This is a genomic window from Granulicella tundricola MP5ACTX9 (assembly GCF_000178975.2).
GTDB classification, from domain to species: domain Bacteria; phylum Acidobacteriota; class Terriglobia; order Terriglobales; family Acidobacteriaceae; genus Edaphobacter; species Edaphobacter tundricola.
In genome coordinates, this window is sequence record NC_015059.1 from 91,084 (window position 1) to 115,493 (window position 24,410).

General features: G+C 50.3%; 18 protein-coding genes. 8 read left to right on the top strand and 10 right to left on the bottom strand.

Annotated elements, in window-relative coordinates; genetic code table 11:
* The first annotated feature begins 3 nt into the window (after nt 1-3).
* Nucleotides 4-1,020 (top strand): glycosyltransferase family 4 protein, encoded by a 1,017-nt coding sequence (locus ACIX9_RS22695; protein WP_198152255.1) that lies wholly within the window; start codon nt 4-6, stop codon nt 1,018-1,020.
* A 263-nt stretch (nt 1,021-1,283) separates the two neighbouring features.
* On the opposite strand, the gene ACIX9_RS22700 is transcribed toward ACIX9_RS22695, so the two are convergent.
* Entirely contained in the window at nt 1,284-2,540 is a 1,257-nt protein-coding gene (locus tag ACIX9_RS22700) for a glycosyltransferase family 87 protein (protein WP_198152256.1), read from the bottom strand.
* A 256-nt stretch (nt 2,541-2,796) separates the two neighbouring features.
* Entirely contained in the window at nt 2,797-5,334 is a 2,538-nt protein-coding gene (locus ACIX9_RS25250; RefSeq protein WP_013573227.1) for an RICIN domain-containing protein, read from the bottom strand.
* A gap of 293 nt (nt 5,335-5,627) precedes the next feature.
* Between ACIX9_RS25250 and ACIX9_RS22710 the strand changes: the two genes are divergently transcribed.
* Complete coding sequence (locus ACIX9_RS22710; protein ID WP_013573228.1) at nt 5,628-7,016, top strand: hypothetical protein; 1,389 nt, start codon at nt 5,628-5,630, stop codon at nt 7,014-7,016.
* A 686-nt stretch (nt 7,017-7,702) separates the two neighbouring features.
* Here the strand turns inward: ACIX9_RS22710 and ACIX9_RS22720 are convergent.
* The 6 genes from ACIX9_RS22720 to ACIX9_RS27870 all read right to left on the bottom strand — a co-directional run bounded on the left by ACIX9_RS22720 (nt 7,703) and on the right by ACIX9_RS27870 (nt 13,422).
* Entirely contained in the window at nt 7,703-9,397 is a 1,695-nt protein-coding gene (locus ACIX9_RS22720) for an MFS transporter (RefSeq protein ID WP_157478371.1), read from the bottom strand.
* A gap of 95 nt (nt 9,398-9,492) precedes the next feature.
* Nucleotides 9,493-10,140 (bottom strand): polysaccharide biosynthesis/export family protein, encoded by a 648-nt coding sequence (locus ACIX9_RS22725; RefSeq protein ID WP_013573231.1) that lies wholly within the window; start codon nt 10,138-10,140, stop codon nt 9,493-9,495.
* Nucleotides 10,137-10,754: a P-loop NTPase family protein gene (locus ACIX9_RS25255; protein ID WP_198152257.1), complete on the bottom strand. Its 618-nt coding sequence runs from the start codon at nt 10,752-10,754 to the stop codon at nt 10,137-10,139. The genes ACIX9_RS22725 and ACIX9_RS25255 overlap by 4 nt, the downstream gene beginning before the upstream one ends.
* 58 nt (nt 10,755-10,812) lie before the next feature.
* A complete protein-coding gene (locus ACIX9_RS22730) occupies nt 10,813-12,354 on the bottom strand; it encodes a GumC family protein (RefSeq protein WP_332308654.1) in 1,542 nt (513 codons plus the stop codon).
* Between the two features lie 284 nt (nt 12,355-12,638).
* Nucleotides 12,639-12,812 carry a hypothetical protein gene (locus tag ACIX9_RS27865; protein WP_198152258.1) on the bottom strand — a complete coding sequence of 58 codons (174 nt, stop codon included), beginning with the start codon at nt 12,810-12,812 and terminating at the stop codon, nt 12,639-12,641.
* Nucleotides 12,813-12,912: 100 nt separating this feature from the next.
* A complete protein-coding gene (locus ACIX9_RS27870; protein ID WP_083808545.1) occupies nt 12,913-13,422 on the bottom strand; it encodes an RICIN domain-containing protein in 510 nt (169 codons plus the stop codon).
* A 398-nt stretch (nt 13,423-13,820) separates the two neighbouring features.
* Here ACIX9_RS27870 and ACIX9_RS24340 point away from each other — a divergent pair, with 398 nt between their 5' ends.
* The 4 genes from ACIX9_RS24340 to ACIX9_RS22755 all read left to right on the top strand — a co-directional run bounded on the left by ACIX9_RS24340 (nt 13,821) and on the right by ACIX9_RS22755 (nt 20,486).
* Complete coding sequence (locus tag ACIX9_RS24340; RefSeq protein ID WP_013573235.1) at nt 13,821-16,523, top strand: DegT/DnrJ/EryC1/StrS family aminotransferase; 2,703 nt, start codon at nt 13,821-13,823, stop codon at nt 16,521-16,523.
* Between the two features lie 2 nt (nt 16,524-16,525).
* Nucleotides 16,526-17,527 (top strand): glycosyltransferase, encoded by a 1,002-nt coding sequence (locus tag ACIX9_RS24345; RefSeq protein WP_013573236.1) that lies wholly within the window; start codon nt 16,526-16,528, stop codon nt 17,525-17,527.
* Nucleotides 17,528-17,855: 328 nt separating this feature from the next.
* On the top strand, nt 17,856-19,361 hold the full coding sequence (locus tag ACIX9_RS22750; protein WP_013573237.1) for a sugar transferase: 1,506 nt from the start codon (nt 17,856-17,858) through the stop codon (nt 19,359-19,361).
* A 33-nt stretch (nt 19,362-19,394) separates the two neighbouring features.
* Nucleotides 19,395-20,486 carry a glycosyltransferase gene (locus tag ACIX9_RS22755; protein ID WP_013573238.1) on the top strand — a complete coding sequence of 364 codons (1,092 nt, stop codon included), beginning with the start codon at nt 19,395-19,397 and terminating at the stop codon, nt 20,484-20,486.
* A 40-nt stretch (nt 20,487-20,526) separates the two neighbouring features.
* On the opposite strand, the gene ACIX9_RS22760 is transcribed toward ACIX9_RS22755, so the two are convergent.
* A complete protein-coding gene (locus ACIX9_RS22760; protein ID WP_157478382.1) occupies nt 20,527-21,306 on the bottom strand; it encodes a DUF5677 domain-containing protein in 780 nt (259 codons plus the stop codon).
* Nucleotides 21,307-21,795: 489 nt separating this feature from the next.
* Here ACIX9_RS22760 and ACIX9_RS25265 point away from each other — a divergent pair, with 489 nt between their 5' ends.
* A complete protein-coding gene (locus tag ACIX9_RS25265; RefSeq protein WP_157478383.1) occupies nt 21,796-22,653 on the top strand; it encodes a hypothetical protein in 858 nt (285 codons plus the stop codon).
* Between the two features lie 61 nt (nt 22,654-22,714).
* Nucleotides 22,715-23,581, top strand: a complete 867-nt coding sequence (locus ACIX9_RS25270) for a hypothetical protein (RefSeq protein ID WP_013573241.1) — start codon at nt 22,715-22,717, stop codon at nt 23,579-23,581.
* A gap of 38 nt (nt 23,582-23,619) precedes the next feature.
* Here the strand turns inward: ACIX9_RS25270 and ACIX9_RS25275 are convergent, their stop codons facing one another.
* Nucleotides 23,620-24,198: a hypothetical protein gene (locus ACIX9_RS25275; RefSeq protein ID WP_198152260.1), complete on the bottom strand. Its 579-nt coding sequence runs from the start codon at nt 24,196-24,198 to the stop codon at nt 23,620-23,622.
* Between the last annotated feature and the right edge of the window lie 212 nt (nt 24,199-24,410).

Below are 24,410 nucleotides of genomic sequence, written 5' to 3' on the forward strand. Positions count from 1 at the left end.
ATCGTGAATGTTACCGTCGACCTGGCGGCAGAGCAGGCCAGAAATGGCCATACAGTTGTAATAGTCGCGGGGCATGGTGAATACGCAGCGCTTCTTCCCAAACTAGGTATTGAGTATTTCTTTCTTGATCAGCGCGTGAGTGCTGTGAACCTTGTTAAAGCAAGCGTATTGCTCTTTCGGAAAATCAAGGCATTCCGCCCGGATATCATCCATGCACATATGCGGACAAGCTTACTTTTAGCCTGGCTGTGCACTCGTTTTCCGCGGTACCCGTTAGTCGCCCATTTGCATAACGTTCATGATCCTGAATCAGCGCTGATGAGAGTTGCAGATCGAGTCATAGCAGTCAGCCAGTCTGTAAGCGAAACGATGGCGCGAACAATCCCGAAATGGAAGCTGCGTGTCGTACTTAATGGTCCGCTCCAAAGTGCCAGAACGGCGCCGTTTACATCCATTCCACCACGAATGCTTATACGTCCAGCGATCACCACGGTTGCGGGTCTAAATCATCGTAAGGGAATTGCTGACCTCCTAGAGGCATTCGATCTGGTCCTCTTACGTGTCCCGAATGCGCAACTCTACCTTGTAGGTGATGGCCCAGAAAGGGTGTTGTTCGAGGCTCAAGCGAAACTTTCGCCGCACTGTGACCAAATACACTTCGAGGGCTGGCAGGCAGAGCCTCAGGGCTATCTCATGATGACCGATGTTTTTGTTCTCGCCTCAAGGCGGGATTCGCTAGGTTTGGTTTTGTTAGAAGCTAGAGAGGCGGGATGTGCGATTGTTGCAACGCATGTTGATGGCATTCCGGAAGCTCTTGATGGCGGAACAGCCGGGATTCTCGTTCCCGCAAAGAACCCGTCCTACCTTGCTGATACGATTAGCAACCTTCTTCTTGATCCTGCTCTGAAGCAAACATGGCAGAAGAACGCACAGAAGGGTATTGAGAATTTTACATGTGCTCGCATGACGGTGAAAGTTCAAGAGATCTATGATGAGCTAATCGAGTCGTTGCATCGATAGCGTAGGTTGCGTTCCGAGATTGAGAAGGACACGATGTCGCTCACCGAAGGGGGAGATATCCCAACATATGATAGGGCGACCGAGAATGTAGTTGGATATCTGCGCCTGCTCTTGGGCTAACCTGTTAAGGTGCTGATGAGAATTGTAAAGCCAGACTTTAATTAGTTATATATTGAAAGCTTACTCACCATCGGCTAGCATTCTGGTGTAGTATCCGTCTGGATAACTCACATAACTCAAACTAACTCGCGAGCTCTCGTGCCTTATGAACACGGGTGAGGATGTTCTGTTGGGGATATGCTAGATGGCAATAACGTGAAAAAAACCAGGTAAATAGCAAAGAACAGGGGTAGATATTGAGCAAACAGAAACGAGTCCAATTTGTGAATGTGTTTGATAGCAAGACTCCCGCCTAAGGCAGCGGTGCTCGCTGTGAGGAGCAAGAGTTGCACAATTGAAGTCTTCTGTACGAAAGAATGATTCCACTGTAAAGCAATCAAGATATAGCCTATGGCAAACGCGTCGACCCATGAGACAGGTGAAACACATAGCGACAAGAGAGCAAAAGCAGCGAGGATTATGGGCTTGCTCGATGTTGATAGATTCTTTTGACGAAGGACTGTCAAGAAAACAGCTATCGCAACAAGCAGGCCAGATAAAATATGTCCCGTCCAGGCGATCGAGGTTGGAGCGAGCTTACCTAGGTGTGGATGCCTGCCAGACGAGATAACCTGCAGTACTGATAAGACTGTCTGGTTTTGCCGATCTCCGATACCTGAGGACATTGGTGGCACGACATGCTGAGCGTAAAACATCACCACATGCGGTGAGTTTATAAAAACCATGGCTCCTAGCCCAATCGCTAGAGTCAAACCAAAAGATCTAAGCCAACGCCAATCACGCCAAATAAGTAGAGGAACAACGGCCAGCAGTGGAGTTAATTTTAGAAGTGAAGCTATCCCGAGTAGGACTGCTGAGGTCTTCGTCCATCCCTTTGCGTAGGCCAGGATCCCTGTCGCCCAAAGAAATAGCAACAGTAACGTGATTTGTCCGTAGTGAAGGGCCTGCCATATAGGGCTGAAGCACAGAAGGCCTGAGAAAACTATCAATGATGGTAAGGTCCACCATGTCTTTCTGAGCAGAGCTGCGATAGATAACGAGGCCAATATGAGAAAACCTATATTGAGCGAACGCCACAGCAAAAGTGCGTCTGGGAGCTTCAATCGGGCAACCGGCTGAAGAAGGTCTGCTAAAAGGGGCGGGTACAGATAAAGCTTGATTTGCTGAATCCCTTGCTGACGCGCTACATGAGCCATAGTGCCAGAAGGATCTGCATCTCGAAGTTGAGGGTTCAAGCCATTTCCTGATTCATCGTAAAGATGTGCATCGAGATGTTGTGCGATTTCACTAGATGCTGTGAAGTAGACCTCGAAATCGTACTGTTGTGTAGGCGATAGATATCCCTTGATTAGCCACAGATCTCCCAGAGATGCAGCAGCACAGATGGAAAGGGTAACCAATAATGCAAGATGGGTTCGGTAAAGCCTCAAACACGTCATGAATGTGCCTCGGCAAAGTGCCTAACGTTAGAGAGTATGCAGTCATGGACTAATGACTTCCTGGGCAGAATGACTGACCTGCCTGCTAAAGACTGTCGCTGACGGAGCGTCTCTTCAAGTGTAGGGCATACAGTGCCGACCCGCGGGATCACCCGAAAAAGGTGGATATGGCATAAGCCATATCCACCTTTAGTATTACCGAACGATCACACGGACGTTATTGAGGGGTAATCTGAATGACGGTGAGCTGATCGTTGATCGTGAGGGGTACAGTCGTCCTGGAACCGGAAATCCCGACACCGTGGGTGTTGCCACTGCTATCGAACTGAGTAACGTTATTTACAGCAGCAGCTCCGTTCAACGTAAGAGTTATTGTCTGCGGATTCACGGGGGTGTTTACATCATTCACTTCGTCGTAGCTGCTTTGCTCTAACCAAGCTATGAGAATAAACGTTCCATCCTGCTTCTGGAGAAGGGTGTGGTTGAGTGTAGAGTCCCCACCAGAAAACGTGTAATTGAGTTTTCCTGGGGTAAAAGAGGTGCCGGGGTCAGTCACGATTGAGAGCATATTCTTTATGGCTGTGAAGGCTGGACGCTCGGACAAATCGTATCTCAATAATCCGAAAAAAGGCGACGCTGCTTCGTCAATCAGTTCATGTACAAAGGTCCGTTTTACGCCGTGATTGAATGCAAGAAGATAAGTTCTAGGAATATAGGAGGCGCCTACTTCCTCAGAGATCTGGTATGGATATGGGGTAGGAACAGCGTAGTACCCCGTTTCCGTGATGATGTCCGGAACGTTTGGTGCGTCAACGTTGCCTTGATCCATCCACCAAGCTAAGCTGCCGTACCTATTTCCTTGAGCATCTCCATCGCCCCATCCATTACTTCCGGGATTCCGACCTCCGAAATAGACATGCAGGTTGTTGTACGTCATGTGCGACGCCAAATTTCCTGCCGCGGCGTATGCTTGAGAGGTGGTGAAGGACGGTCCGAGGACTGGAATACCGAGAGATTTACCAGCTGCAAAGACAGTTGGGAGAAAAGATACGACGTTGGCGATGCCAAGGAGGCCGGGGCCACCACAAGCGGGATCAACGTCGCATTCGTTCGACGCCTCCAGCATTTCCATATCTTGAAGGTTAGCTGAGGCCTCCCTTATTTGAGCTACCGTAGTAGCGAAGTTGAGTGGTACTACATAGGTGGTAGTGATCCCCAAAGCAGCCAGGCTTTGATGATTGAGAACAATTGAGGAGGATGAGGGCCAGTCGTAATATCCGTCCCGCAAATGATGAACCCCCAAAGACTTGATTTCTTGGAGGACAGCCGGCCACTGCGTCCCGAAGGCCGTGTTCAGATAGCTAATATGTGTTTCCACTCCAACAGAGTCAAAGAAGACCTGCGATTGCGATGCCTGCTCACCGACTGCCGAGGGGCTCACAGTGACCTGGACCTGGGGTGAGGTGGATGCACTATATGCTGCATTGGCCACATACTGTGCCGTCAACGAGTGGGTTCCATTTGCTAAGGCAGTGGTAGCGAAGCTGGCGGTACCCCCATTGAGAGTGACAGTTGCAAGCGAGGTCGCTCCATCGAAGAAAGTGACATTTCCTGCCGTAGATGGATTTGACATGCTTGCAGTCATTCCGACCGTCTGGCCCGGAACGGTGCTATTGGGTGACGCAGTCAAACTCGTAGCCGTTGCAACTACACCGACGGCGTTCGAAAGTGCCGCAAGGGTCCAGAGCTGATTGCTATTGGATCCCTCTCCGCATGACCACTGCTGAAGAACTGTCCCATTCGCTGAGTTTCCATTCGGCAGGTCAAGGCACTTTTGACTATTGAGAGAGACTAGTTCAAAGGCGTTGCCGTATGGGTATAGTTGCCAAATCTGATTTAGCTTCGTTGCTCCCCCACACTGCCATTGATTCAGGTGCGCTCCGTTAGCAAGCGACACACCTATGACATCTAGGCACGCTCCGCTGCTGCTCGAAACAACCTCGTAGCCACCGCCCGCGTTACCGCTGACGGGAACCAAGGTCCACGATTGTGCATTCGTTCCATTACAGGAATAAGACTGGACGGCCGCCCCATTAGCGCTGCTTGCGGCATTTAGGTCCATACATGCAGAGGGATTAGAGACTGGCGAAATTCTGTAAGGGCCAACGGAAAGGTTCAACTGAGCTGTACCCTCTGGAGAGAAGGGATGAAAATTCCACAGTTGATTTGTATTAGAGCCCTGCCCGCATGACCATTGCTGGAGCTGGGTTCCATTGCCTGAATTGCCACCCGATAAATCAAGGCATTTGCCACTATTGAGGGAGACCAGTTCATAAGCGCTTCCGAAGGGGAAAAGCTGCCAAATCTGATTCGCTTGATTTCCACCTATGCATTGCCACTCCTGCACCAACGCGCCGTTGGTTGTCGAGGCGTTGGAAACGTCCAGACAGGCCCCGCTGCTCACCGAGACTACCTGATAACCGTTTCCGGCACTTCCACTGATGGGCACTAAGGACCAGGATTGTGCATTAGTGCCATTACAAGAGTAAGCCTGAATTGCAGTTCCATTGACACTGCTTGCCGATCTGAGGTCCATACATGCAGAAGTAGTGGAATTTGGCGAAAGGGTGTAAGGACCTGCCTGCACGTTAAGCTCGGGAGAGCCTTCCGATTGACCAAGTAGTGGGGCGGCCAATAATGTAGCGAAGATCATTAAGCCAAGCATTTCAAACGACCGCGCACGAACACAATTCAAGAGAGTACTCCTCAAAGTTAGTAATCTTATCTGCAGTAATTCCCGCCCCTAGCGGGCGGGTTACCACGGTAATACAACCACGCACACTTAGGGCACGTAGTCGCCCGGTTACGAACCAATACAGGAGCCCTACAAACAATAAATATGTTATTACCTGATTTTTCCTGATACTACCATAAAGGTTGTATGCAAACAGAAAAGTCTTTGTAGCACTTTTGTGAGCAGGCATCATGAAGCACCATTACTGTCGACTTCACCCATATAAAGCAATTACCATAGGAGGGAGGCAAAATATGAGCTGGAAGATGGGAAAAATTATCCACCAAACAAGTAATTTTTTCGTAGTGATGCTTCTGGTTCTAATCACTCAGCATGGGAGTTTTGATAAAGTCATGGGAGCACAGGAACCCCTTCATGTGCACGCTATAACGGATGCAGTGAAGAATCGCGCAAACGCAACGCGAGCGTCCTTAGAAGCGGCGAGGCAATCAGACAGCTTCGTAGATGCTGTCGGAGTGGACACTCATCTGTCTTATGACAACACCCCATATTATCGAGAGTGGCCAAAGGTCTCGGCGCTGTTGCGCTCTTCGGGAATTCGTCACATCCGGGACGGATATCACGATTGGGAGCCGTCGTCGGCATTTGTCAAAGAACATCGAGAGCTAGCTTTGGCAGGCATTCATACGACCTACATTATTCCGAATGATCCGAAGACCACGTCGGACGATATTGTTCGTTTCAGTCATCTTGTCAAGGATCTAGAGGCTTTGGAAGCTCCCAACGAATGTGACGCGGGTCAGAATTGCGGAGGGGGGGGCAAGCGAGGAATTGAGAACGCAGTAAACTTTCAACCGTTGCTTCATCGGACGGGAGACCTTCTCGATGTCCCAGTGCTTGGACCTTCGTTCACTTCGCAGGAGGCCTACGCAGGTGTTGGCAAGTTATCTCAGATGATGACGATGAATAACTTGCACGTTTATTTTGGTGGCCGGAATCCTGGAAATCAGGGCTGGGGCGCTGGCGACCCGGAAGGCCACAACTACGGTAGCCTCGACTGGTGGATCGATCAAGCTCGCCTAGATGGTGATCACCTGCCCGTTACGATCACTGAGACGGGTTACTTGATGCCCGAAAAGCCTACGCCTTATACGCTCCCTCGGCCCTTGGGTGGAGCGTACATTATGCGAACGTTGCTGCTGGCCTTCAATCACCATGTCACCCGTACATTCTTGTATGAGCTGCTCGACGAGGTATCGTCACCGGATTACGGACTGCTCACTGCTGATCTTCAAGACAAGCCTGCATTTACCGCACTGCGATCGCTAATAAAACTGTTGAGCGACCCAGGGCCTCCCTTTGCACCAGATGCACTGCCCTATGAACTACGGGGTGGCGATAAAAACCTCGGGCACACCCTTTTGCAGAAAAGAGATGGCACGTTTTTCCTAATTGTGTGGAATGAGGAGAGTCAATATGATCCGGCGAAATGTGTGCTAACGGTCCTGCAGCCTAAAAAGATTACACTCCAACTTGGGCCAGGCTTTGTCGTGACGAGTATCTCAACATTTCCGGACACAGGTGTTATGACGACCACAGCGACCGCGGTGTCTGGAGCGACCACATCCTTGTCAATCGACGGCAACCCGACCATCATCAAGATATCTTCTCATGTTCCCTAACGTCCCAATCTCACCCAGATTTGGTTGGAGATCCAACATGCACATCACATTTCTCTTCGAACGCCTCTTTGCCGGAATACTTGGAATGTCATTCCTATCTAGTCCGAGCCTCGGCTTTTCTCAATATGCCGCATCGACCGCACCCAAGTCAAACAAGCTATACATTATTTGCAGTTTGGTTGACGACCCACATAAGACTGTCTATTACAGCGGGGTATTTAGGGGAGTTGATCCCAGTCTCCACGCTTATGAAAAATCTTTCAGTACTCACCTCGAGATGAGCGCCACAAACTTAATAGGCACAGCGAAATGTTCAAGCTTCCAAGACGAGCTTGCTGCAAAGGCCAATATGGCAAACCTTCAGGAGAATTGGCGATGGATCTATAAAAACTCTATAAATACAAACTGGATGTACACTCCATTGTCTAAATATAGCGAACAGTAATAGGAACACACCTCTTTGAGGTGGCGGACTACAGCATTGCATCATTCAATACCGACGCTTCAATTGGCAGCAGTGTTGCGTCGACTATCGCTTGGAGACAATGGCGTAGCGATCCGGGGCGACCTCTTGTGCAGAGAAAAAGGCGATGGAGGCACCGGTAGTCATGATGTCCTAAGCTGACCTTTCGTTGGACACTGGAGAGAGGTGAAGGGGGGCCTCGCCATAAATAAAAGTCCCTTTCTCAGCGCGGGCGTTTACAGGTGTAGATGTCAAAGTAATGGCTAGATGAGGTTAGGGAGTATGTGTCTAAGAACATCCGTTCGAAAGTTGCGGGGAAGAGAAGGCGACCGCTATACCGGTCGGGATACATGCCACTGTAAATGCTGACCGAGTGGAATGGAACCTGCCCACGGGGGATGAGCCAGACATCGGATTCGCACGAAGCAACATGGCGCAGATCGGATTCCCGCATTGGCTCGTTTACCATCTCTATGTCCGCCTGAGCCGAAGGATCAAAGGTGTATGAGCCTCCCGCAAAAATGAGCTGCGGAGCCGAGAACATCGGTGAGTACTCACGCTCCAAGTCAAACTCACCAATGCCATTGCCAAGTTCTACCCTATGCCCCGAATAGGAAGCTAAAACCCTGTTCACATCATTTTCAAGCGCAACCGACTGAGCCGCTTCTTGTCTGGTTAGAGTGCGTACATCTTGGAGTTCACTAACTTCGGTCAGTAAGAGCAGCAAAGCGAGACATCCGCACAGATAAACATGTAGCAAGCCAGGAGAAGATGACGACGGCATCCCAGAACGAGACTTGTGAATGAGCTGAGCTACTATATAGCCCGTGAAAACGAAATATGGGACTAGGTGATGTCGTCCGGCACCGATCTTACTTGCCAACACATCCATAGCAAGTATACTGCCCGTCATAAAAGAGAAAGGAATCCAGTTCTCTCTAAGAAACTGTCGGGCCAGAGAGTGATGTCGTCTATGTAACTGCCAATATGCTAATAAACATGGAAAAAGGAGCAGACCGGTTATTACCACGTTGCCTAGGAACTCTCTTATACTTTTTGGCTGATGCGACATTACCGTAAGCCAATGGAGATAATCGTGCAAGTTCAAAGTATGCAAAGCAAATGGTAGAAAACTTAATAGTATTGAGCCCGCCGCCACAAGGAGCAGGAGTCTAGATCCATGCCGCTGCCAAAACAAGGAAAGTGGGTAGACAAAATACATGAATGCTGTAACCTTTACTCCGCATCCGAGAGTAACTGCTGCAATCATTAAGACACAGCCAAGCGCACCTCCCTCTGATATGGCCGCCAGGAGGCTGAGTGCAACTGCGACATAAATGAACAGATCTCCTCGAGCCTGAAAGAGATAGTTCTGCTTCATCAAGCACGTAGATAAAACGAGTATGGTCGCAAGAAGACTTGAGGGCCAACGAAATAGCTTCTTGAAGATGACGAAGAGGACCAAGATGAACACGGCATTCGCCAGTCCAACCACTCCCTTCAGTACGGCCACTGTAGCGCCGAAAAGCTTCATTGCCAAGCCGTAGGGAAGAAAGCAGAGTGGTCCATACGAAATAACCATGTCATAGACGGGCTTGCTATGAACAGAGAAGAACGAAGCGGCCACCACCATTGGTTCGACGGGATCGACATATCCAGGAAACCGAAGTATCAGACATCCGATGTAGAGATAAAGGAGGCCAAGCACACTAACGATCGATAGTTGCCAGCGAGATTGTGTTAATGCTCCAAGGGCCGTGTCCCAGGTGCGCGGAAGCAAGAACCGGACGCCGACACACACCAAGCTAAAGATAAAACAAAGGATAAAAAAATTAGGATACAAAAGGGCAAATAGGCCGCGTTGGGAGATGGCAGGCAATACCATTGGCAGCAGCTCGCAATCTGAAAAATCTTCCATGCTCCGGGGTCGCAGCCACACTAAAGGACCCGTAGAGGTATTAATACTATGTTAGATCCCGCGCACCAAACAATCTGGTGGCCGCTTGCAAAGCATCAAAAAGCAGGAACACCGGCAGATGCCGAGAAATTAGGAATCCGCATAAATTTGCTGAACTGCGTTGCCATATTTTCAGGAATATAAATGATATCTCCTGGCTCAAGGGAAAGATCCTGCTCGAGCTGTTTCGTTTTGTGAATGCGATGCAGATTGAGTTGCAACACCTCCGCCATACCCGAGTTCCCACTGATACGTCGAAAAACAACAACCTTTGTCTCGCGAGCGGAATCCTTAAATCCTCCTGCAAGCATAACCGCTTGTAGGGCAGTCATATCCTCACGCATCTCGATTTTTCCTGGTATCAAGACCTGACCCGCTACCATGACGTAAGGGTGTTGGAAATCTTTCAGCTGGAGATTAAGTTCTGGCGCATTGAGGCGAGCGGAGTCTCGTTCCACGATCAGATCGTGGGCTTGTTGCAATGTCAAACCAGATAATTTGAGTGTTCCCGCAAGACTTAAATCAACAAACCCGTCTGGCCCAATCGTCGCTGTCTGGTTTAACTCTGGGCTTAGTCGATAATCGAGAGAGAGTGTGTCCCCGGGGTGTAAATGATACTGTGAGTGTTCATGGAGTTTATCGTCAGCATGCATCACGCTTGAAAGTAGTAAACCTGCCACAGCGAAGAACGTTGCAATTCTCATCGGGTCCTCTTTGCAAAATGTTTGTAAAACCATTTCGGCATAACGGTCTGGGCTTTGTTTAGTACGTAACCTTCGAAAGTTCCGCCGGCAGCAACGATCTTTCGTTCTGCGAACAGAATATCTGTTGTGGTGGTTCCTCCCGCCTGAACCACCAAGATGACTCCATCGACAACAGGAGCAACGCTTAAGGTGTTGTTGTCCTCTCGCAGCGGAGGACAGTCAATTAATACAACATTCGAGTGGGTGCAGAGATGCTGCACGACGCCCGAACGAGACTCCATTCCCCGATGCCACAATCCAGACATTAACGAGCTATCTTGCTGACTAAGACGTGGCAACTCTTCAGGTCTTCCTGAGCGCCTCTCCAATGTCAAATAAATCTCGGATGGGTCATGCTTTACTGTCTCAAGAGAGGAAAGAGAAATGTGAAGGACCTTTGGAATAAGCATGGTCTCTAAGGCTGAAGCAAGTGTTTTGGTCACATAGGAGACGCCTTCTCCATGATTCACGGAGGTGATCGCAAGGGACAGCCCACGTGTCGGATCCATATTGGAGCGTTCTACTATACGATGCAAGAGCCCCTGATACATGGACGGAGCGTCTAAAGTTTTCATAGGCATAAGTTATGCAAATTGTTGTGGCCGGTGTAACGGTGAGGAAGTGAGAAAGGATTCACGCAAGCAGATCATCAACGTGGCTATTAGCGTCAAGTCTTGATCGAACGGGCACGGATGCGAGAAGGGGATAACGAGCTACCGCCTCAAGCTCAGAATCATCAGCGATGGTCGATCGGCTATTTTCAACGAGAAATACACCGAAGCCGCCCAAGAACACTGCAGTAAGGAAGGTTAGCAAACCATCCTTCTTGGGTCGCGGACGAACAGGGGAAAGAGAAAAGGTTGGAGCTTGTGCGACAGCAACATTCAAAAGTTGATGCTCATCTAGAACGTCAGTCATATGTGACTCGTCGCGTTTCTGAGCATACACCTGATAGTTGGCTTCAGTTTCGGCGACACGCCGCTGTAGGGCGTTTAGCTCCTGTGTCTGCTCTTCTGTATTTCCCAGCCTGCTATTCAAGCGGGTGATCTGATCCGCTAGTTCATGGCGACGCCCAGATACGCCTTCAAGCCTAGTGCGTGTACTGCTTAGATCCTGCTCAACTGCTTGCCAAGTTGGGTTGATATCAGTGGATGTTTCTGCGTAGTAAGATCCGTTCATGTTCTTCAAGGTCGCCTCTACCTGAGCGATCTGTTCGTCGACCTGAAGGATGAGGCGGTCGCCCGGCTTGTACTTAGATACAAGCTCTGTACGACTGAGATTCAGCTCACTTAACCGAGTTCGAAGTTGATCTATCGAACCCGATGCCGGGATTGCTGTCTCGTGAGTAGGACGGCGGCTGGGCAGCGCCTGAAGCTGATCATTGTCCGCCGTCACTTTATGGGTGAGCTCACTAATTTCTACGTTGGCGTCGCGTAGTTGAGTGTCGGCGTCGAAAAGCTGTTTCTGCAGTCCGCCTTCTTGCTCGGTTATTGACACGATGCCATTCTGCTGCTGGAAGGACGAAAGTGCCTGTTCAGCCCTTTGCCACTGTAGGCGGTAACGTTCAGCTTCCTGATCAAACAACTGAGATGCGCCGGCAGGATGATTAATCTGCAGCTTCTTTTGCAGGAACACATCGAGGAGTTTCTTCAGAACTAGAGTGGATTGGTGTGGATCACGACTGACCAGCTGAACCGAGATGACGTGAGACTTGCGAATCGGTGTTACAGCCAAATTGTCTTGAAGAGACCCAACCGCCCCTTCGTGGCGCTGTTGCTCGTCAAGGGGTCGTTGAGAAGGCGAGGTTTTGCTCCACCCTGGATCGATAACCTCATCAAGTACATCTGCGCTTTGCAGGAGTTCGATCTCGGAATTAATCTCTTCCTCTGAAACCTCGGCTGCAGTGGCGGGAGCTTCGGAGCGTCCCGCTGTGATCACTTGTTCGCTACGAGCATTTTGGACAAGGAGTTCCATGCGCGAAGCATATTTCTTGTGGCTTCCAAAAATATACACAGCACCCAAAGCGAGAACAGTGAAGAACACGCTTAAGAATACGTAACGCTGCCGGATCAACGCTTCTAGCATTCGTTTGAGCGAGAAAGTACTCGCCTCTGCCAGATCATCATTTATGGCGGGTAGAGGCCTAATAAGATCAAGTTGGGGGGGTTGATTCAGGACAGACTCCTCGAGGGTAACCGGGTTTACGAGCTTCGATGTTCAGTGTACTAATTTCAAAGTTTACTACATCCGTGTGTTAGATGCCGTGAAAGAGTGTATATTATCTTCGCTCGATTGCGACCGATGAAAGAAGGAAAACCCGGGCCCCCGGAATAAGTTGCTGGCACCTCCATTCTCGATCGAAACGCTGCCATCAAGATTGGCTACCAACACCTCGATTGGGGTAGGCCCGCAAACCTTACTCTTGTGCGAAACGGAAGTAACGCAGTAGAACAGGTTCTTCAAATGGCAGCGTTGTAGCTACTGTGTTCAAGCCATACAAACAATGAAAATGAGCCATCTCTTTCCGCAAGAGCATGTGATTGACTGGCATCGGCCCCAGTGATCGTATAGTCGAGCTTTCCTGGAGAAAAGCTGCCTCCCGGATCGCCCAGCATGGAGATAAGGTTCTTCACATCTGTGTACGCAGGTTTTGCGGAAAATCGGAATGAAGCAGACCATAAGCCGGTGACGAAACTTCGTCCAGCAGCTCGTATATACAGGTACTTCCGCTGTTTACAGAGACGAGCTCGTATCGTTTCCGTAGGGATAGATTTGCCACAGTTGATTTGGCTGATTGGAGTTGAGACGCTGCCGTGCCTGCATCTGTCCGCCATCGTCAACTGAGAGAGCGGAAAAATCCAAGCAAGAACCGCTGAGAGAGGATACGAGTTGATATGTTTTACCTGAAGGGGTGCTGACGGGGGCCACTGACCGTGATCGAGCAGCGCTGGCATTGCAAGACCATGATGGAACGACTGAACCATTTGCAGGGCTCCCGCCAGAGATATCCATACACGCAGAGCCGTCAAACGCTAACTTAAGAGAATAACAACCGGCGGCAAGACCCTGTTTGGCAACGCCTTCGGAAGAAGCGGGAGCTGGCGATGAGAGTAAGCCGACAATGGCGACAATCAAGAAATGATAAGGTCGTGCAAAAAACATCATTGAGCCGCTCCCAAGATAATTAAGCAAGTTGATGGAAGTCATGCTACACCGCGGTGCAACAGTGAATAGCTCAATCATGGGGCGTATGTTCGCAACGGGCCATTACCCTTTTGCAAAGGGTAATAGCCAATAAGTGTTATCTCAGGAGTCCTGGGACTCAAACGCCTGACCCCAGAAGTGTTGAGAGGCAAGAAGATGTGGTGGGATTGCGGTTTTGGTCAGGATCTCTTATGAAGAGTGATGCGTACGATTAGCATTTGTGCATCTATGGCAACGGTCGTGCAGCTCCATCCCACCTATGAGTTATTGGCGGTGAGCGCCCTTCGCGTCATGCTTGATCGAATGCCTATCGACCTTGTTGGCGATTTTGCGGCAACATTGTGTTCTAACCGACACAGATCCAGGCCGCTATGAGAAATCACTTAGGCGGAAAAGTATACACGAGATTCATAGACGGAATGATAGTATGAGGTGCTATGAATTGTTCTGCAACTGCTTCATTTGCTTTGGTCGTGGTTGGTGCCGGTCCAGCAGGTATCGCGCCACTGTTAGCTGCCTCAAAGGAAGAGAAATTAGGTGACCTCCTCAAGGCGGGCGTTATCATCATCGATGACAGCGACCGGATTGGGGCGGGCACGATCGGCAGCTATGCGATCCGATCAGACAGTACAGCCTTAGCGATTCTCGATATCATCATGCGCCCTCATGACGATGCGTTCACGGCGCTGCGTGACAATCCTATTGTGCTGGAGGTGGCTGCCTACGGCAACGATGCGGTGCCTCTCTCACTCGCAGGGGAATTTCTACATTTGCTGGGTACCACGGTCTTAGACTTGGTGGCAGCCAGCCCGCGGGGAAGGATTCTTCGCAATACGCATGCACTCTTCGTTCGCCAGATCTCACCTCACGAATGGGATACCCATGTGTTTGATCGGGACCGCGGTATTGCAGAGGTTCTTCGATCCTCATCAGTTGTTTTGGCGACCGGCGCCCACCAGCCTGAAGCAAGACTTTTCTTAGAAGCTGTGGCCGGGCAACCGCTATTGCCTCGCTACAAAGGCAGAGTTCTACAGTCGGGCTATGCTCTGACAAGCGTTGGCCTCTCTGATATTGCTGCAAGGTTGGAGGACCGAGAGCAAGCCAGGATTGTGATTGTCGGTGGGTCGACAAGTGCGGGTGCCGTGGCACATGCAATGTTAAATCGGCTACCTAGTTCTTCTCAATTCGGCCCTGAAAGCATCACCATCCTACATCGCCGACCACTTCACATTTTCTATAGTTCGGTTGCCGAAGCTGAGGCGGATGGGTACACCGAGTTTGGCCCCTTAGATGTCTGCCCTCTTTCTGGAAGAGTTTATCGATTGGGTGGCTTCAGGCTCGACTCACGCGAGCTTATTATGAGCGTTCGCGGGATAGGCGGAAGGCCACCCGAGCCGCGTGTAAGACTACAACTGATTTCACCGGAAAAGTCTTTTCAATGCCAAAAACTCTTAGATGAAGCAGACGTGATTATTGCAGCCATGGGCTATCTACCGCGTGCACTTCCCATCTTTGACGAGAAGAATCAACCGATTGCACTCATGCTGGAAAGGAATGGATCGAACCGACTTGTTGATGCCTATTGTCGTGTGTTGGATCAACACGGCGCAGCCATCTCGGGGCTTTTTGCTATTGGGTTGGCTGCCGGACATCCACCTGACAGGGAGCTTGGAGGAGAGGCAACATTCGAAGGGCAAATAAATAGTTTGTGGTTGTGGCAACATGCTCTAGGCAACCGAATCGTTAGTCAGGTCCTAGACCGCAGTAGGACGTTGTTGGTCCCCCAAAGCAAGGCGCCTCTCCCAACCCTCGTGACACAGGTCCAGGCTAAACCTCAAGTTCGGCACATACAGGAGGACCTGGTGCAGGTTCCTTTTCTGGAATCTCCTCGACTTCAGATTGAAAGAAGGAGCCACAGTCGTCACATCCTTCCTCCTGATGCTCCATTACCTTTGATTAGACCCAACCCTCCGAAGCTGAGCCACAACGGTGCTGCTCTCGCCGCCATTGAAGACTCGGGAATATACTCTAACTACGGTCCGGTGAACAGCCGTTTTGAATTAGCTCTTATCGACAAGCTGTTCATACGTGGTTCATGTCTGACGGTGTGCAACGCCACGATCGGTTTGATGCTCGCCATCCGAGAGGTCATCGAAGAGCGCCAATCTCCGAAGCGTCGTTTTGCACTGATGCCGTCCTTCACCTTCGCTGCAACCGCACATGCGGCCGTCTGGAATGGCCTAATTCCCTTGCTTTGCGATATTGACCCAGAAACATGGCTTCCATCTCACCAGGCAGAGGAGTTGCTCCTAAAGCAGTACAAGGACCAAATCGCAGTGATTATTCCATATGCAACATTTGGAAACAATCTCGATCTGGCACGGTACGAGCGTATTGCGAAGGAGCAAGGGATACCGATCGTAATCGACGCCGCAGCCTCACTTGGAAGTCTCGATGAAAGAGGCTTAGCATTCGGAACTGATTTCCCTTGGCCGGTCGTCTTTTCGATGCACGCAACAAAGATCTTTTCTATGGGCGAAGGGGGGGTCATTTACTGTAGCAACGCAAAAAGAATAGACCGACTCCGTTCTATGGGATCTTTTGGGTTCGAATCGCCGCGGGTCTCAACACTGCCAGGCTTAAACTCCAAGTTGAGCGAAGTTTCAGCTTTGACTGCATTATTGCAACTGGACCAATTTGACACTGTGCTAGAACGCAGGAAGGTTCTTACTCGAAAATATATGCAAAAACTTCCTGGATGGCAGCGTCAAAAACTGAATGGAATTCCTGCTCTGTCGTTTGAATCAGTACTTCTTCCGGCACCCTTGGTTTCGTTTAGAGCCTCGATTATAGAAACATTGAAGGAAAAAGGAATTGGTGCAGGGACATATTTCAGTCCACATATAGCAGAGCACCCCTACTTCATAGACAGGACTGTTTCTGGCTGCTTGGATGTCACCGCAGATATATCGAGCCGTATCCTCACGCTCCCGATGTTCGACAACATGTTAGAACGCGATATCGTGTTTGTATGTGCCTCGTTGTGGAATGTTCTCAGGACACTACAACCTAATCAAGAGACAATACTAGATGCGAGAGATAATCCGCGCCGATCGTTGCCAAGCGCTAAGGTGGGTTAGATATGGGTCACTCAGATAAGTCTCCAACCAGTGAAAACACCTTAAGCCAGCCCCTAGTAACGATTTGCGTGACGGCATATCGTCGACCAACCATGATTCTCCAATCATTGCTCTCTTGCACCACGCAAGACTATCGGCCGCTCGAAATTAATATTAGTGACGACTCGCCAAATGACCTCGTTGAAAAGATGGTTCGTTCAGTAGCGGTACCAGAGGGAATCAAGCTGAGCTACCGTCGAAATATCCCCAGCCTAGGTGAACCAGGAAACGTCAATAGTCTTTTCGAGCATGCCAGCGGACAGTATCTCCTCTTACTTCATGATGATGATGTCTTACTTCCTGGAGCCATCAGAGCTCTGGTAAACGCTATGGCCGATACTCCTGCTGCTGTGGCCGCCTTCGGAGGTCAAGATGTGATCACTGATAGCGGGGAGCTTGACCCAATTGAAAGCAAAGCGATCAGTCAACGGTTCAAACAAGAGCCCCATTTGGCCGGCATCATCACGGACCCGTTGTTATGTAGCTTAGAACATCGGTTTCCAAATGATGGGTATCTAGTGGAATCTGCGGCGGCACGTGCGATTGGATATCGTAGCGTTGCCGAGGTGGGAAGGGCGGGGGATTGCGATTTTGCAATTAGGCTTGGCCTACATTATCAGGAACGAAGCTTCATCCTGGTAGCCGATACTATCAGCCAATATCGGTTGACGAAGGGTAGTTCTAGAACCAACGTAGGAATTTGCTGGAGGCACTATGAAGTCTTAGCCAAAATGGAAAATCTTACTTTGCAACAGACAGCCGCTAGAGACGAGTTAATGGAGTTTTACACTCCCTACGCACTTGTTGATAATGCCGTATTTGGTCAACGCCAGAAAGCTCTATCTATTTTTTTTGCAAAAGGGTACAGACGCCAGTCCTCATTCGTGAGAAGGGCATATCACTTGCTGCTGATTTTCTTCCCACAAATCTATCGGCTCCGGAGGTTCGTAAACTTAGAGGCATAGACAACTTCATCCTTCGTAGCACTAAAGTTGAAGCTTAGAAAGCCTTCCGAAGACGACTAGGCGTGCTAAATTATAGAGTAGTAAGGGTTTCATCTGATGAACCTGCAGATTCAAGGCCAGCACATGAGGCGTTCACTGACGATACTTGAGTAACTGTTGTAAGGCTGGTTGCGGAAATAGGTTTTGGCTCTGAGACGGGTCCCTCGAATGCGGCATCCTATGACACGACAGTTAACCCATGATCCGCGATCGAGGTGCGCCGCCATTGTCGGCCCGCGATTGACTGTGACTTCATTCTTTTACGACTTCTGAATCTATTCTTTCATCGATGAACTGGTGCTTGGGGGCGTCCCTTGCAGAATGGACGGAGCTTGACAACACAGTCTCTTTATGTGCTCTTTCGCGCATGGGAAGCGGAGGTAAGGCAGTGATACAGCGGTCCACATGCAACGTCGGCCTGGCAGCTCTTGATGGATTAGTTGCACTTATTATTACCGTGTCTGCAATCGTCTATTCGAATTACTCTTTAGCGGGCTTTCATGGTCTTATTAGCCGGCCAATCAACGTGGTGGATGCCGTCTTCGGCCTCTCGTTCATCGTCCTTTGGCAGTATTGCTTCTCTGTACTTCAACTCTACGATCGATTTGCAACAATTCCAAGCAGGATGGCCGCGATTCTCAAGGGCGTCCTTGTTATGGCAGTTCCGGTCATGTTTCATCTTGGTTTCTTCCATCCGCGTTTGCTGCGCTTTCAAACCGTTATTCTCACGGTCGCAGCTCTTTTTGCGTTCGAGGTAGATAGAATCGGCTTTCGTGAGCTGGTCGTAAGTTGGGTCGCTTCTAGAAACCCTCAACACATCCTCATCATCGGAAGTGGACGAAGAGCTGGTAAGGCGTGGAGGGAAATTCGGACTCGATACCATTCATCTACTAAGGTCTTCGGCTTCGTCGATGATCGTGATCCGTCCGAGATGGCGCCAGATATCGCTGATCGTTATTTGGGTAGGATCGACGATCTGGACGAGCTCCTCTTGAGGTTGACAGCCGATATACTCATTATTGCAATGCCAATCCAGTCGTGTTACCCCGAAATGCAAAGGGCTGTAACGATGGCTGAAAAGGTGGGCGTGCAGGTTATTTATCTGCAAGATATATATGCAACGACTCATAAAAATGAGCAGCCAAATCGCCAACTATTTCAAGAACTATTCCCGCGACATGAAAATTATGTAATGCGTTTGGCAGTCAAGCGTGTCGTCGATATAGTGCTTTCGGCTCTTGGGTTGCTCCTTCTCTCGCCGTTGTTTGTTTGTGTCTTCGTCGCAGTGAAGATGACGAGTCGGGGTCCTGCGTTCTTCAAGCAAAACCGTTTTGGTTATCGGAGACGTCTGTTTCCCATGATCAAGTTCAGAAGCATGGTTATCGATGCGGAACAGCGGATGGCAGCTCTTGAGAACGCAAACGAAGCAGGCGGGCCAATCTTTAAGATAAAGAACGATCCGCGAGTCACCCCGCTCGGGAGATTCCTTCGCTCGACCTCAATTGATGAGTTGCCACAGCTTTGGAATGTGTTGAGGGGGGACATGTCGTTAGTAGGTCCGCGACCGATGAGCGTTCGCGATGTGTCTCTCTTCAGCGAAGCAACTCTTATGCGCAGATTCAGTGTCAAGCCAGGTATTACAGGCCTTTGGCAGGTCAATGGAAGGAGCCATGTAGGTTTCGATAAGTGGATCGAACTTGATGTACGTTACATCGAGCACTGGTCTCTCCTATTGGACATGAAGATCTTGCTGCAAACGGTCACAACGGTATTGAAGCGTTCCGGAGCTGCATAGAGATATGGGGATCGGTAGATTGGAAAAGGCATCATGAAAATAGCCATGGTTCACGACTATTTCACTCAAATGGGGGGGGCGGAGAAGGTCGCCGAGGAGCTATACAACATGCTTCCGGGTGCAGATCTGTTTGCAACTGTGGCTTTGAAAGACAAGATGCCTGAAAGCATCCGGGACGTGCCTGTTACCACATCGTGGATGCAAAACCTACCCAGAATGCGGGACCTTTACCGTCTCTATTTTCCGCTGTATCCCTTCGCCGTGAGTTCACTGGATCTGTCGCAATATGATCTTGTGGTGTCGAGCTCTTCCGGGTACGTGAAAGGCGTTCAGGTGGCCCCCGATGCCATTCATGTCTGCTACTGCCACACACCGATGCGGTGGGTCTGGAACTTCGACAATTACTCATCGAGAGAATCGTTTGCAGGAGGTGTGAAGGCGGTACTTCCGACGTTGATTCGAGGTCTGAGGATTTGGGATGAAGCTGCGGCCAGACAGCCCGATCATTTCGTTGCAAACTCTCAAACTGTGGCGGCACGCATCAAGCGTGCATACGGCCGTTCTGCTGAGGTGATCGTTCCGCCGATCGACATTCACCGTTTTAAGGTTTCTCTCGAACAAGACGATTATTATGTTGTTTTGGCGCGGTTGGTGCCTTACAAGCGTATCGACCTTGCGGTAAGTGCCTGCACCGCACTCGGCCGAAAATTAGTGGTGATCGGTTCTGGACCAGCCTTAGAAGGGCTCAAGAAGGACGCAGGTCCTACGATTCACTTTGCGGGACGTGCATCTGATGCTCAAGTAGAGGAGTATGTTTCGAGGTGCCGTGCTCTCATCTTTCCCGGTGAAGAAGATTTTGGGATGGCCCCGTTGGAGGTTGCCGCGGCGGGTCGCCCAACAATAGCCTATCGGGCTGGCGGAGCGATGGAAACCGTTGTTGAAGGGGTGACTGGAGTCTTCTTTAACGAGCAGACGACTGAAGAAGTCGTAGACGCTATCGAGAGGTTCGAACGGCAGGAGTGGGCGCCTTTAGCTATCCGGCTCCATGCAGAAGGTTTTAGTACTGAAGTATTTCGAGAAAAGTTTGCGGCCTTTTTGCGGCGCGTTGGCGCTCCAATTGACTAAGAAGCGGAATGGCGGCATATCGCGTCTGATTGGTAGAACGTTAGTGAATATGACTCCCTCTGTCGTCGGCCGATGCTCTAGCGGCGTGGTGAATGGCTTCGTCCAAATCGAGATTGAGAAAGTTGTTTAGATAGAGACAGAGCGTCATGAGGCTGAGGTTAACTCCAAATAGGGCCTCTGCTAGCTCGTCGAAGCGGTCGTCTGTCTCAGCGACAACCATCGTCTCTAAAGCGGAGATAAACGGAGTCATCGACTGAAAGGTGCCGTGGGAGGCCGAATGCCCCCTTGCATGCAACGTCTTCACAAGTAGCGCCATAATCGGAGATTCGCTGACCTTGTCGGCAAATGCAGCGCGTTGTGCAATGCTTTGAGTACTCCACCGAGGATCATCATCTTTGGGCATGATCTTCATGCTGACCCGAAGCGCGTTAGCCTTTAGCTTTTGAACAATGCCGGGAACCGGCCTTGTTCCCGACTGAAGCTGGAGGAATTCGTTTTGACGGGAGATAAATTCTTTGTCGAACTGCAGGTAACGATCGATTTCGATATCTTCCGCATACTGGAGGTAAGCTGCGTTGACAACCACCTCGACGATCGTCCGCCCGATCGTGACAATCTCTTCCACACACATTTGTTCGGCCAATACCTTCACTGAAAGGCCGGCTTGTCGGACCTTTAGAACCGAACCGAAGAGGAGGGCTAGGCGGACTGAAAACTCATATTGGACGATCGATTCGCGATACATTCGCGCTAGCAGCTCTCTAAACAGCTCCAACCTTATGAGGTGAGCACGAGCTCGTTTAGCGATATCCTGATCCACCACTACTCCACGCCCTTCCGTCATCGTTGGAAGGCCAGGCTGACCTCAACTGAAAATCCAGCATTGATTATTGCATTCGGTGATAGCTGTTGAGAATAGGAGAACGAAGAGTCATCCGCATCAGATTACCTACGTGCGAACCGTTACCGCACGTAGTCTGTGGCACAAGTGCAGGAATACGCATGTACGGCTACAACTTCAGTATCGGCGAAGTGACCGCCTAGGCAATTAGGTTGTGATTGTTTCAATGCATGCTAATGACGGAGGATAAGAGTTCCAGAGTCTCTTGAGACTGTTGCTCCGGAGAATGCAGTTTGTTGAACGCTAAGCGCTGGAAACGAATCTTTTCTATCGGGCTTCGAGGACTTCAATTCATCCCCGATATTTGTAAAGTGCTATTTACGAGAGATACAATATCGGTTGGACATGTTGTTCAGGAGCAGGGAAGAGACTGCTAGAAATCAGACCTTGTACCAGGGTGAATCGCTCATGAAGACTGAAATTGTGCGTCGGACTGCTGTTGTGGCCCGGGCCGTAGCTGGACTCGCTATATTTGGCGCCTCTGTTGCGCTGACAGGTTGCACGACTTCTGGGTTTGCACTCAATGGTGGCACCACAACTCCTCCGACCGGATACGCTTACCTCACTGGAAATTGGGTTTTCCAAACGGTTCCGACCGCGGGCTCTACGCCTTTTTCCTCTTTGGCGGGCTATGTTGATGAGCAAAGTGGGAACCCTGGCGTCAATGATCTGACAACTGCCGCCTTGCAAGCCCAACAACCGTCCTCCTGCTACTTGGGAGCTTCATTGATTCCACTACAGGGCGCTTTGCAAGCTGCTGCTTTGGGGCTCCGTTCTTTTTCGGTTAATGCTCAGTTCGTGACGATCAACGCAACAAAGGATGCTACTGCAACCCATCTCACAGGAACATATTCGATCGACGGGGGGTGTGCAGGTGGAGCAGCAGGAACTATCACCGGAACTAAATACAACGTGCTTACGGGCACCTATGCAGGGTCGGTAACCGGGAGCAACCCTGCTCAAACGCTAAGGCTATCGCTTTCGCAGAATACCCAGGGTTCCGGCGAGGGTCTGTTCCTTGAGAGCGGCTCGGCCGTGTTCAACGGTTTCTCATGCTTTAGCAAAGGAACTCTGTCTGCTGGAGCGGGCACAATCATCGGCAACACGGTCGCACTCACCTTCACTACCGATGATCCAAGTGGGGCGAAGGTCATTCTGAACGGATCCGTTGATTCAGCAGCAGACGTGCTTACTATCAGTTCTGGCAGCATTACAGGTGGAGGTTGCGCAGGATCTCTAGCTGCGTCAACTCTCACCCTTCAGTAAAGATTCAGACACTTCGACGGCTGAGTTACGTGAAGATGTTTATAGGTTTGGGAGTTCATCCATGAAGAACGGTCTTGAGGTTGGCGGCAGGTTTGTCGGAAATGTGTGCTTAGGAATAGCGTTAGCAGCCGCCGGCTTAGGTTTAGGTGGCTGCAAGGTAGGGTCGAGCGGCGGTTCGGGAGGCACTGGTGGAGGCGGTGGGACTTCCGATCCTAATCACGTGTATGCCACTGGTAACTGGCAGATACAGGCCACTCCGACGAAAGGAGTTGCACCATTCACGTCACTCGGCGGTTTTATCAATGAACAGGGAACAGATCCTGGCATTAACGATTTAACGACCGGTGCTTTCCAAGCGCAGTCTACAAGCTGCTACGTGAACACGCCAACAGTCCCGCTTCAAGGCGCCGTCCTTGCATATCAGCTGGGTTTGCGTTCTTTTGCGGTTGACGGCCAATTCCTCACCATCTCCGCCGCTGAGGACGCAACGGTGACTCATATGACGGGAACCTACTCAATCACCGGAGGATGTGCAGATGGCGCAACCGGGAACTTGGCAGGGACGAAGTACGCTGCGCTTTCAGGAACCTACAAGGGATCTGTGACCGCTGGCACGACTCCGGAGACGATGCAGCTTGTCTTAAGTCAGTTCCAACAGGGAACCGGTGATGGCGTATTCCTCGTCTCAGGGAATGCTAGCTTTACTGGCTTTAGCTGCTTTAATCAAGCTTCACTGGCAAGCGCAGACGGCGGCATAGCGGGAAGCGCTGTTAATCTCTCGTTCGTTACCAACGACCCCACCAGTGCACGTCTCCTTCTTACAGGAACCATCACCTCAGATGCGAAGACTTTCAACGTAAGTTCAGCAATGGTGACTGGAGGAAATTGCGCTGGCTCGATCGGTACGGCCGTACTTACACAACAGTAAACGGCTTTCACCTTGCTCTCATAGCTGCCTGCATTGTGTTAGCGGGATCCGAAACGATCAAAATGCAATCGATAAACGACGCCAATCGTGATCGGCTTTGCGTAGAATGAGCCAGATGTAGTGACTGGCGTTGAGTAGTGCTGAAGTTGTAGATCGGCTTTAACGGCGAAGCTTCTAGTGATTGTGTAGTCGACACCGATTCCAGGTGAGATCACGGTTGAGGCGCTCTGTAGGTATTGGAAGGTTCCTTCGGGATTGGGATAACCTCCATTTGCATAGTTGATCTCCCCTCGCCCGATCATGATGTCCAGATAAGGATGAAGATTGCCATAGTGTTTGGCAACTTGTATTCCCCCCAGCAAATTCTTGACACTTCCGATATTCCCTTTGAAAAAGGGATATGTTCCCCGGATCTCTATGGAAGGATAGAGATTGAAGTATGAACGGATGCCAAGATCAACTCCCGCTGTAATTCCAGCATTTTTCCCGCCCGCCAAGCCCGTGTATGTTCCAGTGCCAGCCCCAAAAGCTGAGATCTGATAGGTCTTTGAAGCTGTAGGTACTGCTTGAGCCCATGCGACGGGGAGAAGGCCTGCGGACCCGCAGATGGTAGTCATGATCACAGAAAGCGTAGTTCTCAACTTTTACTCCTATCTTCACAAGCGAATGCAAGACGGCCAGCATGGCAATCCCAGATCCCAACTGGGTAGGATGCATTTAACAGATGCTGCGTGACGCATTGGCGACGCCACCTAATAGAGGATAAACGTTCTTTACCTCTCCCGCCATCCCAAGGAAGTCGCATACGCTGTGATGCTTTCAGACGTCT